At 64.9% G+C, this 14947-nt stretch carries 10 protein-coding genes and 1 pseudogene; 4 read left to right on the top strand and 7 right to left on the bottom strand.

Annotated features, from left to right (window positions below):
* The first annotated feature begins 143 nt into the window (after positions 1–143).
* Positions 144–671: pseudogene (locus tag BLR77_RS17430) on the top strand (REP-associated tyrosine transposase).
* Between the two features lie 82 nt (positions 672–753).
* On the opposite strand, the gene BLR77_RS17425 reads toward BLR77_RS17430, so the two are convergent.
* The 3 genes from BLR77_RS17425 to BLR77_RS17415 all read right to left on the bottom strand — a co-directional run bounded on the left by BLR77_RS17425 (position 754) and on the right by BLR77_RS17415 (position 4881).
* Positions 754–2136, bottom strand: coding sequence for a GTPase/DUF3482 domain-containing protein (locus tag BLR77_RS17425; protein WP_074680111.1), 1383 nt, complete (start codon positions 2134–2136; stop codon positions 754–756).
* Positions 2137–2277: 141 nt separating this feature from the next.
* Positions 2278–3669 (bottom strand): DUF2868 domain-containing protein, encoded by a 1392-nt coding sequence (locus BLR77_RS17420; protein ID WP_074680108.1) that lies wholly within the window; start codon positions 3667–3669, stop codon positions 2278–2280.
* Between the two features lie 60 nt (positions 3670–3729).
* Positions 3730–4881 carry a glycerophosphodiester phosphodiesterase gene (locus BLR77_RS17415; protein WP_074680105.1) on the bottom strand — a complete coding sequence of 384 codons (1152 nt, stop codon included), beginning with the start codon at positions 4879–4881 and terminating at the stop codon, positions 3730–3732.
* Positions 4882–5024: 143 nt separating this feature from the next.
* Here BLR77_RS17415 and BLR77_RS17410 point away from each other — a divergent pair, with 143 nt between their 5' ends.
* Both BLR77_RS17410 and BLR77_RS17405 read left to right on the top strand, forming a co-directional pair.
* The gene (locus BLR77_RS17410) at positions 5025–5555 is read left to right on the top strand and encodes a dihydrofolate reductase (RefSeq protein WP_074680102.1); all 531 of its coding nucleotides are present in this window, start codon (positions 5025–5027) and stop codon (positions 5553–5555) included.
* A 111-nt stretch (positions 5556–5666) separates the two neighbouring features.
* The gene (locus tag BLR77_RS17405) at positions 5667–6314 is read left to right on the top strand and encodes a YitT family protein (protein ID WP_074680099.1); all 648 of its coding nucleotides are present in this window, start codon (positions 5667–5669) and stop codon (positions 6312–6314) included.
* A gap of 67 nt (positions 6315–6381) precedes the next feature.
* Here the strand turns inward: BLR77_RS17405 and gloA are convergent, their stop codons facing one another.
* The 3 genes from gloA to ilvD all read right to left on the bottom strand — a co-directional run bounded on the left by gloA (position 6382) and on the right by ilvD (position 9627).
* Positions 6382–6909 carry a lactoylglutathione lyase gene (gene gloA, locus BLR77_RS17400; RefSeq protein ID WP_074680096.1) on the bottom strand — a complete coding sequence of 176 codons (528 nt, stop codon included), beginning with the start codon at positions 6907–6909 and terminating at the stop codon, positions 6382–6384.
* A gap of 299 nt (positions 6910–7208) precedes the next feature.
* Positions 7209–7667 carry a metallophosphoesterase family protein gene (locus BLR77_RS17395; RefSeq protein ID WP_074680094.1) on the bottom strand — a complete coding sequence of 153 codons (459 nt, stop codon included), beginning with the start codon at positions 7665–7667 and terminating at the stop codon, positions 7209–7211.
* A 121-nt stretch (positions 7668–7788) separates the two neighbouring features.
* Positions 7789–9627, bottom strand: coding sequence for a dihydroxy-acid dehydratase (gene ilvD / locus BLR77_RS17390; RefSeq protein WP_074680091.1), 1839 nt, complete (start codon positions 9625–9627; stop codon positions 7789–7791).
* Between the two features lie 441 nt (positions 9628–10068).
* On the opposite strand from ilvD, the gene BLR77_RS17385 reads away from it, so the two are divergent.
* Complete coding sequence (locus BLR77_RS17385) at positions 10069–10911, top strand: poly(ethylene terephthalate) hydrolase family protein (RefSeq protein WP_074680088.1); 843 nt, start codon at positions 10069–10071, stop codon at positions 10909–10911.
* Positions 10912–11014: 103 nt separating this feature from the next.
* Here BLR77_RS17385 and BLR77_RS17380 read toward each other — a convergent pair whose 3' ends face one another.
* Positions 11015–14896, bottom strand: coding sequence for a two-partner secretion domain-containing protein (locus tag BLR77_RS17380; RefSeq protein WP_074680085.1), 3882 nt, complete (start codon positions 14894–14896; stop codon positions 11015–11017).
* Positions 14897–14947: the final 51 nt, after the last annotated feature.

Below are 14947 nucleotides of genomic sequence, written 5' to 3'. Positions count from 1 at the left end.
CTGGTGGGCTGAAGCGGAGCCCCGCCCGGCCCACCCTACAGGCGTGTATCGCCCCCACACGTAGGGTGGGCTTCAGCCCACCAAAAACACCGATCCACTTGCCACCGCCCCTTCACCGACACCCAACAGGCAAAGGATTGCCCATGCCCCACTACCGCCGCGAACGGATTGCCGGTGCAACCTACTTCTTCACGGTCACCCTCGCTGATCGTCGGTCCAGATTGCTGGTGGACGAAATTGCCCTGTTGCGCTAGGTCTACGTCGAGGCCAGCAAGCGTATGCCTTTCAAGACCATCGCCATCTGCGTCTTGTCCGACCATCTTCATGCCATATGGGAACTGCCTGAGGATGACCACGACTATTCCCAGCGCTGGGCATTGATCAAAAGCCAGTTCTCGCGCGCGTTACCCGCCATGGCTACCGTCAGCGCCAGCAAATCCAGAAGGCGTGAGAAAGGAATCTGGCAGCGGCGCTTTTGGGAGCACCGCATACGTGATGAGGATGATCTCGCACGGCATGTCGATTACATCCATTTCAACCCGGTAAAGCACGGTCTGGTGACCCAGGTCGGTGACTGGCCTTATTCGAGCTTCCATCGATATGTCGCGAGTGGGCTCCTGCCGGCAGATTGGGGTGGTCGGGACGATGACGATGGGGAGTTTGGGGAGTAGCCGTTACTTGTGTGTTGGCGGTGGAGAGGTGGGCTGAAGCCCACCCTACAGGCGTATATCGAAGCCCCATGTAGGGTGGGCTTCAGCCCACCGCTTGCATGGCGATTTCACTGCACAAACGCTCTACCTGCTCGGCGCGGTCGGCCTCTTCCAGGCGTGCGCCGGGGTTGAGCGACGACCATTCGGGATGCGCCCGCGCCACGTTCAGCGGGGCGGGCAGCTTGCCCTGGCGCCACAGGGTTTCCTGCGGAGCGTGGAGGGTGATGGCGTCCATCGCGGCGTGGCCGCGCACGTCCAGTGCGGCCAGCAGTTGCTGCTGACGCAGAGCGAGCAGGCGCAGCACGGCGTCATCGACGGTCAGCTCACGCTGGCCCTTCAGTTTTCCTTTCAGCCTTTCCCCGTAATTGCGCAGGGTTTGCGCGCTGCCGCCGATCACTGCGCCTAGCGCTGCTGCGGCGCCAAGGGTGATACCGCCGACCAGCAGGTCGACGCCGACGCCTGTGGCGGCACCAGCGGCCATGCCGCCGCCGACCTTGATGCCGAGTTGTTTCAGCGTTTCGGGGTTGAACAGGTCGTCGCCCCAGCGACCATCCAGCAGCGGCAGGTCGGTCGCTTTGGCGTCGCTGCTGCGGAAGGCATAAAGGCGCAGCAGGGCTTCGACGCAGCGCTGTTCGCGCTGGCGAATCGCATCGCGCAGTTCGCTCACGGCGGCCTGCTCCAGCAGCTGCTGGGCGGCGACGCTGCGGCGGCAGGCGGCGCAGTCGATCAGCAGTTCGGCGATCAGGCGGTTGCCGGCCTGACGACGGGCCTGGCGCTGTGCTTCATGATCCTCGATCAGGCGCTGCAACTGCGGGCGCGAACGCTCCAGCAGCAGGGCCAGGCTTTCATACAGGCGCCGTTCGCCATCTTCGGGTGGCGCCACGCTGTCGAAGGCCACCAGCGCATGCAGGCCGAGGCGGGCCAGGGCCTCGCGCCACTCGTTTTCGCGATGGCTGGCGCTGGCGACGAAGTTGAGCACCGGCAGCAGCGGGCGGCCACACATGGTCAGCACCGCCAGTTCGTCGCGGTACTTGGCCAGCACTGGCTCGCGCACGTCGATCACGTACAGCCCGGCGTCGGAGGCCATGAGCTGGCGCAGGACCTTGGCTTCCTGCTCATAGCGCTGGCGCGCCTCGCTGCCTTCGAGGAAGCGGGCCAGGCGCGCCGGGCCGTCCAGTCGCTCGCCGGGGCGGTCGAGGCGCTCCAGGTAGTCGAGCAGGGCGATGGCGTCTTCCAGGCCGGGGGTGTCGTACAGCTCCAGCAGCGCCTGGCCAGCCACCGACAGGCGTGCACCCTCGACATGGCGCGTGGTGCTGGCGCGCGGCGACACTTCACCGAACTCCACGTCACGGGTCAGGGTGCGCAGCAGCGAGGTCTTGCCGACGTTGGTGTGGCCGACCAGGGCCAGTTTCAGCGGCTGGTTCATGGCGTGGGCTCGGTCGGGCAGCTCGGAGGCAACAGAGCGGGCATCGGGGTAGGAGCGAGCTTTGCTCGCGAAGCTTTTGCCGTTTGCCATGGTTCGCGAGCAGAGCTCGCTCCTACATGAAGGCCGTGTGCCTGCGGCTTTCTAGTCATGCCCGCTCTCCAGCCAGCTCAGCGGCGCCGTGTCGCCATGGATCAGCCCCAGGGTGCCGATTGCCTGGTGCCAGTCCGCCAGGCGCGCGCTGTCCAGGCTTTCGCCGGGGGCGGGTGGCAATAGCCAGATGCGTGTGGCGGAGGCCGAGCGCGCCAGTTCGCCGAGCAGTGCCAGGGTGCCGCGATCCGGTGAGCGGCGCGGGTCGCAGGCGATGGCCAGGCGTTCAGGCGGAAAGCGGGTCAGCTGTTCGAGCAATTGGCGGCGTTGCTCGCGGCTGTCGATCACTCCGACATCGGCCACGCCCTTTGGCAGTGGCGCCGGCGGCCAGGGGCGGCGGTCATCCAGCTCCAGGCCGAGCAAGAGGGCGCCGCTGCCCGTTTGGGTACTGGCGCCGCCTTGCGGCTGATGCAGCGCGGCGGGCGCCAGATCGCAGACGCCGAGGCGCTCACTGTCCGGTTGCAGGCGCTGGCGCAGCAGGCCGTAGCCGGGCAGTTCGAGGTCCAGGCGCAATGCGCCTTTGCCGGATTGCCAACGCCACAGGCATAGCAGTGTCAGCAGCAGGCGTGGCAGCAGGCCGTAGATCAGCACCACGCCGACCAGCCAGCCGGCCCAGCTCTGCCGGGCGGCTTCGCTGGCGATGGCGGCATCGCCGCTGGCGCGGATGACGTCGATATCCGGCAGGCTGAAACCGAGCAGGGCGGGCAGTGCGCCGACGGCCTGGGTCAGGGCGATGAAGGTGTCGCCAGAGAGGATGGTGGTCTCCCAGACGAAACCGTAGCGGCGGGTGGCGAGCAGCAACAGCAGGGTTGTCAGCGCCGCGAGCATGGCCAGTGACCACAGGCCGTTGACCATCAGGCCCAGGCCCCAGCGGGTCAGGCGCTGGCGTTGCAGCATCAGCAGCAGGGCCGGGGCCAGTTGCGCGGCGCTGGCGTCGCGCGCCAGCTTCTCGCTGAGCCACAGCCACAGGCGGCCAAGTGCGCCGGGGTGGTCGCGGGTCAGCAGCAGGCCGAGCAGCCAGCCAAGCAACATCAGTAGATTGAGCCCAAGCAGGCTGCCCAGGGCCCAGAACACATTGACCGGCTGGCGCCCGTCACCGAGGGCCGCCAGTGCCAGGCCAAAGCCGCTGAGCAGGGCCAGCAGCGCGAGTAGCAGGCCGGCCAGGCGCGCGCCTTGCAGCCAGTGCAGCAGCGCTTGCCACTGGCCGTCACTGCGGGCCAGAAACAGGGCGCGATGCTGGATGCGCTCGGCCAGGTCTCCGTGCTCGGCACGGGCCAGGCGATTGGCTTCGGCATCTTCGAGCGGGCCGGCGTGATCCTCGCGCAGGCGAATCGTCTCGCTGAGCCAGAGGCGTTGGAAAGGCGTGGGGGAGGAGGCGTCTGTCACGCGGCGTCTCGTCGTTCGGATCAGGGGTTGAGAATAACCCCTGATCCGTCCCGGTGCGAATCAGCGCTGTTCGCGCAGACGCACGGCGATGTCCGGCTGGTCGATGAACAGACCGTCGATACCGGTGGCGAGGAAGGCGCGCAGTTCGGCTTCGATGTCGCCACGTTCGGCTGGCTCGCTGCCGTTGCGCAGGCTGGTGGGCAGGAAGACGTTCTCGGCGCGGAAGGTGTAGGGGTGCACCTTGAGCTTGGCCGCATGGGCGTCACGCACCAGGCTGGTGGGCGTGGTCAGGTTGCCGGCGGCGTCGCGCGGGATGACCATGCCTTTCTCCGGGCCGATGCCGCTGGCGTAGCGGGCGATGGCCTTCAGGCCCTTGGGCGTGATCATCTGGGTGTAGCTCAGGCCGGTGCCGAGCACCTGCTGGTCATAGGGCTGGCCCTCGGTCCACAGCAGTTGCACCAGGCGCACCTGGGTCATACGGCTGAGAGTCTTGAGGTTCTCCACCTCGAAGGACTGGATGTACACCGGCGCCTTGGCGCTGTTGTAACCGTTGCGCTTGAGCACCTTGACCAGCGGCTGCTCCATGGCCAGGCCGATCTGCTGGAAGTGGGTCGGGTGCTTGGTTTCCGGATACAGACCGATGACCCGCTGCTGGCTGAGCTGCAGGCTTTTCACCAGGTCGATGATCTCCTGCAGGGTGGGAATCTCGAACTGGCCGTCGAAGCGCTGGTTGGCCGGGCGCACCTGCGGGATGCGTTCGATGGCGCGCAGGGTCTTGAGTTCGGCCAGGCTGAAGTCCTCGCTGAACCAGCCTTCCAGGCTGACGCCATCGACCGTCTGGGTGCGCTTGCGGTTGGCGAACTCCGGACGCTGCGCCACGTCGGTGGTCAGCCCCAGCTCGTTGTCATGACGGGCCACCAGCTGGCCGTCGCGGGTCATCACCAGGTCCGGCTCGACGTAATCCGCACCCTGCAGAACCGCCAGGGCATAGGCGGCCAGGGTGTGTTCGGGGGCGTAGCCGCTGGCGCCACGGTGGGCGATGATCAGTGGCCTGGCGTCGGCATGGGGCTTGCCCTTCTGCGCCAGAGGCTGTTGCTGGGCCCAGTCGATGGCGGCCTGCACGCTGTCGGGCTTGGCTGGCGCGGCGAGGCCGAGGGTCGGTAGCAACAGGCCGGCGCAGAGCAGCCAGCTGCGAAGCGGTTTGGTCAACATGGTGGTACCTCCTTGCACAGGGATGGAAAGCCAAGCGTGCACCGACAAGGGTGACGATTCTGCTACAGAGGTCCAAGCCTAGACGGTTCTGTGCGCCACTCGGCAAGTCAAAGGTGGGCTGCGGGTGCGCAGGACGCTCTGCTATGCTCGCGCTCATGAAAAAGACACTGCCCCTTTCCCTGATCGCAGCGCTCGCGCACAACCGCGTGATCGGCCGCGACAACCAACTGCCCTGGCATCTGCCGGCGGATCTCAAGCACTTCAAGGCGCTGACCCTCGGCAAGCCCATCATCATGGGGCGCAAGACCTGGGACTCACTCGGCCGCCCGTTGCCCGGCCGGCTCAACCTGGTGGTCAGCCGTCAGACAGGTCTGACCCTGGAAGGTGCCGAGGTGTTCGCGACGCTTGAAGAGGCCATCGAGCGCGCCGATGCCTGGGCGCGTGAAGAGGGCGCCGAAGAACTGATGCTGATTGGTGGTGCGCAGCTCTATGAGCTGGGCCTGGCCCAGGCCGATCGCCTGTACCTGACGCGTGTCGGTCTCGACCCTGCTGGCGATGCCTTCTTCCCCGAGATCGACGAGTCGGCCTGGCGCATGACTTCCAGCGTCGAGCATCCGGCTTCGGCCGAGACGCCGTTCTACGCCTTCGAAGTGTGGGAACGCCGCAGCGCATAACCATAATGATCTTTCCGGTCGTCTCTGCTGCCAGGTTCTCCCGCGCGGCGTGACGGCCACTGCCTTGCTTCTGCCACAACCGCTTTCGTGCATTCTGATGCAGGTTTCTTCATGTCTGAGCAATCGCCCATCGACGAGCGTCCGAACGCCGTCGCTGCACTCTTCGTGCGCCACCCACTCTGGGAAGATGCGCTGGCCCTGCTGTTCGGCACCGCTCTGGTGGCCCTGGGCATCGCCTTCTACGCACATGCGGGTTTGCTGACGGGGGGGACTGTCGGCATCGCCTTTCTGGCCAACTATCAGGCCGGCTGGCCGTTTGGTTTGGTGTTCTGCCTGGTCAACCTGCCGTTCTACCTGCTCGGTATCTGGCGCATGGGCTGGGCCTTCACCTTGCGTACCGGCTGCGCGGTGCTGCTGGTTTCGCTGTTGGCCGAACTGACGCCGCACTGGATCGCCTTCGCCCACCTCAGTTCGGTCTATGCCGCGCTTTTCGGTGGGGCTGCGATGGGCCTGGGCTTGCTCATGTTGTTCCGCCACCGCGCCAGTCTGGGCGGGGTGAACATTCTCGCGTTGTACATGCAGGAGCGCTTCGGCTTTCGGGCGGGTGCCGTGCAGATGGCCATCGATGCGAGCATCGTGCTGGCGGCCGTCTTCGTGGTGTCGCCAGACAAGGTTCTGCTCTCGGTGCTGGGGGCGGTGATGCTCAATCTGGTGCTGGCGATCAATCACCGGGCAGATCGTTATGTCGGCGTCAGTTGAGCCCCTCAACGAGCAAGGGGCTGTCTCGCTGGAGACAGCCCCTCGTCGGGTTTCGCGGACGCGATAATCAGATCACTTCGGTGAACTGGATGATCTCCACCCAGTAGCCGTCCGGGTCCTTGATGAAGGCGATGTCGCGCATGCGGCCGTCGGTCAGGCGTTTCTGGAAGTCCACACCGAGGTCTTCGAAACGCTGGCAGGCCGCCTTGATGTCCGGCACCGATACGCACAGATGGCCGAAGCCGCGCGGGTCGCTGTTGCCGCTGTGGTAGGAAAATTCCGGGTCTTTCTCGGTGCCGTAGTTGTAGGTCAGCTCCAGCACGCCGGGGATGGACTTGCGCCACTGGTGACGGGCTGCCGGGTCGGTCGGGATCTGCGACTTGTCAGCGATCAGCGCGAGGAAGTACAGGCTGAACTCGGCGTCGGGGAAATCCTTCTTCTCCAGCAGGGTGAAGCCCAGCACGCGGGTGTAGAAATCCAGGGATTTGTGCAGGTCCTTCACGCGGATCATGGTGTGGTTGTAGACGAAGTCGGCGGTGGCGACGTCGGGCTTGGCGGTCACGCCGGGAATGGCGTTGAGCTCGTCGAGGGTCATGAAATTCTCCATCAGGCGGGGAAAAGGCTGTACCAGCCTAGATGGACTCGGTGGGGGCGTTTTTCAAGGGTGAGGGGTAAGCCTTTGCCAGCCCTGACCAAGCAACGAGGCAGGGGGCGTTTGTAGGAGCGGCTTCAGCCGCGATTGGCTTGAGGGCGCGAAGCATCGCGGCTGAGACGGAATGCCGCCCAGCCGCTCCTACGGTTCGTGTCAGTGCGTAGGGTGGACAACGCTGTTTTTGTCCACCATGGGTTGGCAGGCGGTGGACGGATGAAGCGTCGTCCCCCCTACGGTTGGCTTCAGACCTGTAGCGTGATCAGTTCGGCGCGTACCGTTTCGCCCTCGATATGCAGGATGCCCACGCCGATGGGCAGCTTGAAGCGTCGCGGCCCGGCGCTGCCGGGGTTGAGGTAGAGCACGCCGTTGCGCTCCTCGTGCAGCGGCTTGTGCGAGTGCCCGGCGATTACCACGTCGATGCCCTGTGCGGCCGGGTCGATATCCAGTTGCTTGAGGTCGTGCAGCACATGCAGGCTGATGGCGCCGAAGCGCAGCGTCAGGCGCTCGGGGATGGCGTCGGCCCAGTTGTCCTGATCATTGTTGCCGCGTACCACCGACAACGGCGCGATGTGTTCCAGCTCGGCAAGAATATGCGGCCCGCCGATATCGCCGGCATGGATCAGATGATCGACGCCCTGCAACGCAGCCAGCGCCTCGGGGCGCAGCAGGTTGTGGGTGTCGGCGATCAGGCCGATGCGCATGATGGACTCCTGTACACAGATGCAGGAGCCAGCTTGCTGGCGAGCAGCGTCGGATGCAAACCTTCCGCCAACAAAAAGCCCGACTCAAGGTCGGGCTTTTTGCGGTAGCCGCGCTGACGAATCAGCCGTCCAGCATTGCCTTGTTACGCACTGCGCCCTTGTCGGCGCTGGTGGCGAGCAGGGCGTAGGCCTTGAGTGCCGTGGTCACCTTGCGGGTGCGCGGTGCGGCAGGCTTCCAGCCTTTCTTGTCCTGCTCGGCGCGACGTGCGGCCAGTTCGTCATCGCTGACCAGCAGGTTGATGCTGCGGTTGGGGATGTCGATCAGTACTTTGTCACCGTCCTGCACCAGACCGATGGCGCCGCCTGCGGCAGCTTCCGGCGAGGCGTGGCCGATGGACAGGCCGCTGGTGCCGCCGGAGAAACGACCGTCGGTGAGCAGGGCGCAGGCCTTGCCCAGGCCCTTGGACTTCAGGTAGCTGGTCGGATAGAGCATCTCCTGCATGCCCGGGCCGCCTTTCGGGCCTTCGTAGCGGATGATGACGATGTCACCTTCCTTCACTTCGTCGGCGAGGATGCCCTTGACCGCGCTGTCCTGGCTTTCGAAGACCTTGGCGGTGCCTTCGAAGACGTGGATCGACTCGTCGACGCCGGCGGTCTTCACCACGCAGCCATCGAGGGCGATGTTGCCGTACAGCACCGCAAGTCCACCCTCTTGGGAATAAGCGTGCTCGACGCTACGAATACAACCATTCTCGCGGTCGTCATCCAGGCTGTCCCAGCGGGTGCTCTGGCTGAACGCGGTCTGGGTGGGGATGCCAGCAGGGCCAGCCTTGAAGAAGTGATGGACCGCTTCATCCTGGGTCTGGGTGATATCCCACTGGGCGATGGCTTCGGCCATGTTCGGCGTGTGCACGGTGGGCACCCCGGTGTGCAGCAGGCCGCCACGCGCCAGCTCGCCGAGAATGGAGAAGATGCCGCCGGCGCGGTGCACGTCTTCCATATGGTACTTCTGGATGTTCGGCGCGACTTTGCACAGCTGCGGCACCTTGCGCGACAGGCGATCGATGTCGCGCAGGTCGAAGGCGATCTCCGCTTCCTGGGCTGCAGCCAGCAAGTGCAGGATGGTGTTGGTCGAGCCACCCATGGCTATATCCAGGGTCATGGCGTTTTCGAACGCCTTGAAGCTGGCGACGTTACGCGGCAGCACCGACTCGTCGCCTTCGCCGTAGTAACGCTGGCAGAGTTCGACGGCCAGACGACCGGCGCGCAGGAACAGTTGTTCACGATCGCTGTGGGTGGCCAGGGTCGAGCCGTTGCCTGGCAGCGCCAGACCCAGGGCTTCGACCAGGCAGTTCATCGAGTTGGCAGTGAACATGCCGGAGCAGCTGCCGCAGGTCGGGCAGGCGCTGCGCTCGTACTCGGCGACTTTTTCGTCCGAGGCGGTCGAGTCGGCGGCAATCACCATGGCATCGACCAGGTCCAGGCCGTGGCTGGCCAGCTTGGTCTTGCCGGCTTCCATCGGCCCACCGGAGACGAAGATTACCGGCACGTTCAGGCGCAGGGCGGCCATCAGCATGCCGGGGGTGATCTTGTCGCAGTTGGAGATGCAGACGATGGCGTCGGCGCAGTGGGCGTTGACCATGTACTCCACGGAGTCGGCGATGATCTCGCGGCTCGGCAGCGAATAGAGCATGCCGTCATGGCCCATGGCGATGCCGTCGTCGACGGCGATGGTGTTGAATTCCTTGGCCACGCCGCCGTGCTTCTCGATCTCGCGGGCGACCAGTTGACCCAGGTCCTTCAGGTGCACGTGGCCGGGCACGAACTGGGTGAAGGAGTTGGCGATGGCGATGATCGGTTTCTTGAAGTCTTCGTCCTTCATCCCGGTGGCGCGCCACAGGGCGCGGGCGCCGGCCATGTTACGGCCGTGGGTGGAGGTCTTCGAGCGGTAATCGGGCATGACACGGTTCCTGCGTCTGATCAGGTGATGTTCGTATGGTGAGCGTCGACTGAACCGGATGCAAACGGAAGGTGCCCGTGTGTTCGGCGGGGCCGCAGGATGCCGCGGGGTGGGCGCGCGTCTGGCCCGTGCTCAGGGCCCGCCAGGGGATGGTGGCGAGGAATGCTGCGATTCTACTCCCGCCACTGGCGCAGCGCCAAGGCGCGGCTGATTGCCGGTGCAGGTGGCTGTCGTTCCTTGGTGCGATGCCGTTCATCCGGTTGCGCCGTTCGTGCGACTGCTGGCGTGACCTTCAGGTCATCTAGGCTGCGTGATGGTGCGCTCTGCTTCATCGGCGCCCGCACTCGCCAGCGCAAGGATGTGTGCTGCGCCGTCCTGCCGATGTGGTGGTTCGCAGGGCGATGGCGACTCGTACAACAACAATGGAACGAGGAACCTTCGATGCTCGACTTGAAACTCGGTGGCCTGGCGGCCGCCTGCCTGTTGGTCTGCACCACCGCTCTGGCCGCTCCTCTGCCGGACACTCCGGGAGCGCCATTTCCGACCGTAGCCAATGTCGACCGCAGTGGTCCCTACGCCACCAGCAACCAGAGCGAGGGGCCGAGCTGTCGCATCTACCGGCCCAGTAACCTGGGGCAGGGCGGCGTGCGCCATCCGGTGATTCTCTGGGGCAATGGCACCGGTACCGGGCCGTCGACCTATGCCGGCTTGCTATCGCACTGGGCCAGCCACGGTTTCGTGGTGGCGGCGGCGGAAACCTCCAACGCCGGTACGGGCCGGGAAATGCTGGCTTGCCTGGACTATCTGGTGCAGGAGAACAACAACCCCTACGGCACCTACGCCGGCAAGCTCAATACCGGGCGAGTCGGTACTTCGGGGCATTCCCAGGGCGGCGGCGGTTCGATCATGGCCGGGCAGGACACGAGGGTGCGCACCACGGCGCCGATCCAGCCCTACACCATCGGCCTGGGTCACGACAGCAGTTCGCAGCGCCGCCAGCAGGGCCCGATGTTCCTGATGTCCGGCGGCGCTGACACCATCGCATTCCCCTATCTCAATGCCCAGCCGGTCTACCTGCGCGCCAACGTGCCGGTGTTCTGGGGCGAGCGGCGTTACGTCAGTCACTTCGAACCAGTCGGCGACGGCGGCGCCTACCGCGGCCCCAGCACCGCCTGGTTCCGCTTCCAGCTGATGGATGACCAGAGTGCCCGCGGCACCTTCTACGGCACGCTGTGCAGCCTGTGCACCAGCCTGCTGTGGTCGGTGGACCGCCGCGGTTTCTAGCAACACAGCATGCTCCGCCCTACGGGGCGGGGTATTGCCAGGACGCTGATGTCTCGGCCCATGGCAGGCCGCAAACTGTCAGCTGTCGCTTGCTTTGCATCAGTTATTCCAATCCTTCTGGCAAGCGGATGCCACTATCCGCGATACGGTAGAGATCGCCGGAGTCGAAGCTTGGTGGCTGGGCGTTATCGTCACCGATGTTGTGCTGCAAGCTGGCGAGAATGCTGGAGTAGGCCTGAGGTACTTCTGCAGCCGGGTTGCTCGGCTGGGCCTGGGGTTGGCCGCTGATGGTCAGTGTGCCGTCTACGAAGGTGATGGCGTAGTTACCAGAGGTCAGGCCATGGCTGCTGATAGCGTAACTGCCGGTATTGACCGCGCCCTGTGCGCTGCCACCGTAGACCAGCGTGCCGCCGAGCACACCGACATCCTCGCCATTGACGAAGCCGCTGTAGCTGACGCCATTGCCGCCAGTGAAGGCCAGGCCATCGTAGGTCTTGCTGGCGTCGTTGGCGGTGACGGTGAGTGCGGCCTTGTCGATGGTCAGGGTGGTATCGGCGTAGCTGATGTCGTAGCCCTGCTGACCCGAATACAGCCCGCCCAGGCTGAGACCACCATCGGTGGTGCTGTAGCTGCCAGCGTTCTGCGAGGCGCTGGAGTAGGTCAGGCTACCAAGCAGCAGGTCATCATCCAGGGTAGTGCCAAGATCCGTTGTATAGCCGCTGGTGCCGCTGTTCTGGCCATCGTAGGTTTTATTGCCGATGCCCGTTGCTGTGACGGTCACGCTCTGCATGAAGCTGCGCAGCAGCGGTGCAGTTTGCCCCTCATAGATCCTCCACACTGCATTGCTGCCGCCGCTGGTAGCCAGGTTCCAGGTGGCATAGTTGGAGGCGTCGCGTAACGCCGTGCTGTCCAGGCCGCGTAGATTCTCCACGGTCGCAGATCCACCAATGGTGCCTGCGCCGGGGCCGGTGAAGGTGTCGGTATTCCAGAACGAGTCCGCTACGCGTCCGGTTGATATATCGCCTACCAACCCCCCTACGGACGTTACCCCGCTCACGCCGCCGGTGGCGTAGGTGTATTCGATCAAGCCGCCGGAATAACCGGCCAGGCCGCCTACATACTGTGTGCCCTGCACCTGGCCGGTGGCATAGACGTTGCGGATGGTGCCGGTGTTGGTCCCTACGAGGCCGCCGGTAAATACGACTCCGGTGACGTTGCCCGTGGCATAGGAATTTTCCACCAGGCCCCAGTTTTCACCGGTCAGTCCACCGACGACATTCTCTGCGCCGCTGACATCGCCAGTGGCATAACTGTTGCGAATGATGCCGTTGTCCCGGTTGCGTGCCACCAAGCCACCCGCTCCGCGCTCAGTGGAGCTGATGGTGACGTTGGTATGCAGGTCGCTCAGTATGCCGCCGTAGTTGATGCCTACCAGGCTGGCAGCATTGGACCCGCCATGAACGCTGCCACCCACCATTCCCAGGTCGTGAATCTGCGCCCCGGCGGCTGTCTGCCCGATCAATGCGACTTCGCTTTCGGTTGCGCGATTGATCCTGAGGTCGCGAATCAGGTGGCCTTGACCATCCAGCGAGCCGGTAAAGGGGGTGCTGGCGTTGCCCACCGGTTTGAACCCTGCCGCTCCCCAGACATCGCTGTAGTAGCCATTGCCGTCTGCTGCAAGTGCCGCCCCGAGATTCAGGTCGGCGCCCAGGCGGTAGTCGGCCGACAGATCCAGCGCCATCAGTTGCAGGGCGTGGGGCGTGAAGAGGGTGGTCGAGTACTCGCCGCGCAGCATGGGCCGTGTATCGTCCTCGAACATCACCCAGGTATCGGTGAAGTCGAAGCCGGCATAGGTGGCTTGGGTGCGGGCATTGGTGGAGTCGATGCCAGTGCCGGCAGCGCTGGTTGCTTGGCCGGTCGAATCCATGTCCCAGTAGCTGTTGGTGACCGTAGCGCCGTCGCCATCAACATTCCCCACCAGACCGCCAGTGCCGGTCACTCGGCCGCTGGCGTAAACATTGGTCAATGTGGTGCCCTGCACGGTGCTGCCGATCAGCCCACCGATGGCACTGCCCGTACCGGTTACCGCTCCCGTTGCATAGGCGTCCGTGACCGAGGCGGCACGGTTACGGCCGATCAAACCACCCACCTCGCTCGCCCCGCTGACCGTGGCTGTAGAGGAAGACTGGCTGACGACGCCCTGATCGCTCCAGCCCACCAGCCCGCCGACCCTATCGCCCTGCGCAGATACCTGCCCGGTGACATGGGTATTGGTCAGGCTGGCAGCGTTACTGCTCAGCCGTGCCACCAGCCCACCCACCGTGGCTGCACCAGTGATGGAGGCATTGGACAGGGTCAGGTCGCGGAGGGTGGCTGCAGTCAGGCCGAACAGACCGACAGTCGACTCGCTCGGGCGATTGATGACCAGGCTGTCGATGGTGTGCCCGAGGCCGGCAAACGTGCCGTTGAAGCCATCGATAGGAGCGAAGCCGGCTCCGGCGTTCCAGGTGTTGGTCGTACTGGCATCGAGGTCGATGGCGAGTGCGTAGTGGCCGCTTCCCGAGATGCCTTGCAGGGCGCTGAGGTCACGAATCAGGGTGTAGTCGATGCCGCCGAGACTAAGCCCGGCATTGCCTCCCGAGAGGGTGATGCGGGCGCCCTGGTTCAGGTTGTAACCATCGCCATAGGCCAATACCAGCGCTGCATTTTCGCCACTGGCGGTGATGTCCTTGTTGACGTTTATGCGCCCATGGGCATCGAGCGTCAGTGTGGTATTCGCGCTCCAGCTGACGGCAGCATTGACGTTGATGTCGCCGTTTTCGCTGCCACCTGCCACCGTGGCCAGGGTGATGCTGGTGTTCTGCAGGTTGGCGCTGAGGGTGGTGGCGCCGATGCCGCTGGTGGTCTGGCTGGCACCGCCGGCGCTGACGGTGAAGTCGGTGGGGTCGATCAGCCAGGTGCCCGTTTGCCCGGCCGCGGCCTTGGTGGTGACTTTTGAGCCTTCAGCGACTTTGACGTGTGCACCGCTGGTGTCGATAAAGCCGCCATTGCCGCCATCCGGCGCGCTGGCATCCAGGGTGCCGGCAACCTGCACAGTGCCGCCGTCGAAGTCGCCGAGCAGGACGATCCTGCCTTCCTTCTCGCCGAGGGTGCGGGCCTGGATCACGCCCTCGTTGTTGACCACCGTCTGCAGCAGGGCATCGGCAGCGCTGGCGGTAAGGATGACGTGGCCGCCATCGGCCTGGATCAACTGACGGTTTTCCACCAACGCGTCCTTCACCGCCTCGTCGATCTGCACGTTGAGCAGTCCGTCACCGGCGAAGTCCAGGGTCACCGCATTACCGGCGGCGAGGGCCACCGTGCCCTGGTTGGCAACGATCACGCCGTTGTTGCTCACCGTGCCACCGAGCAGGGCCACACTGCCGCCGTCGGCGGCGCTGATGCGGCCATTGTTGATCACCGAAGCGTTGCTGCCGTTGCCTTTGAAGGCATAGTTGCCCGCTTCGAAATCGCTCACTGACAGATCCAGGGTGGAGGCCACCAGGCCGCCGACATTGACCTGCGCCCCGGCGCCGAACAGCACGCCGTTGGGATTGATGATGAATACCCGTCCATTGGCATCGAGCTGGCCCATGATTTTCGAGCCGTCTGCACCGAGTACCCGGTTGAGGGCGATCGAGTCGGTGCCGGGCTGGTTGAAGGTCACCTTGTTGCCGCTGCCGATATCGAAGCTCTGCCAGTCGATGGCCAGCTTGTTGCTGGTCTGATCGATGATCATCTGCTGGCTGTTGGGCTGACTGATGCTGCCGCTGCCGGAGACCACCTGGCCGCCGGTGGGCAGGTCGGCGGCGAAGGCCGAGCCGGCCAGCACGAGGCTCGCTGCCAATACCGCACCGGCGCCCTTGCCACGTTTGCGGGCGTGTTCATGGGCGACGGCCCAGGCGCCCAGGGCGTGGTTCCAGATCAGAGCGTAGGTGCGGTTCATGGATGTCCCCTTATCAATCGTCTGGCTGCGGAGTGTTGCGTTTCGGCCTGC

It is taken from the genome of Ectopseudomonas alcaliphila (genome assembly GCF_900101755.1).
Taxonomy (GTDB): Bacteria; Pseudomonadota; Gammaproteobacteria; order Pseudomonadales; family Pseudomonadaceae; genus Aquipseudomonas; species Aquipseudomonas alcaliphila.
Note: the sequence above shows the minus strand (reverse complement) of the source record. Positions and strands in the feature narration are given on the sequence as shown.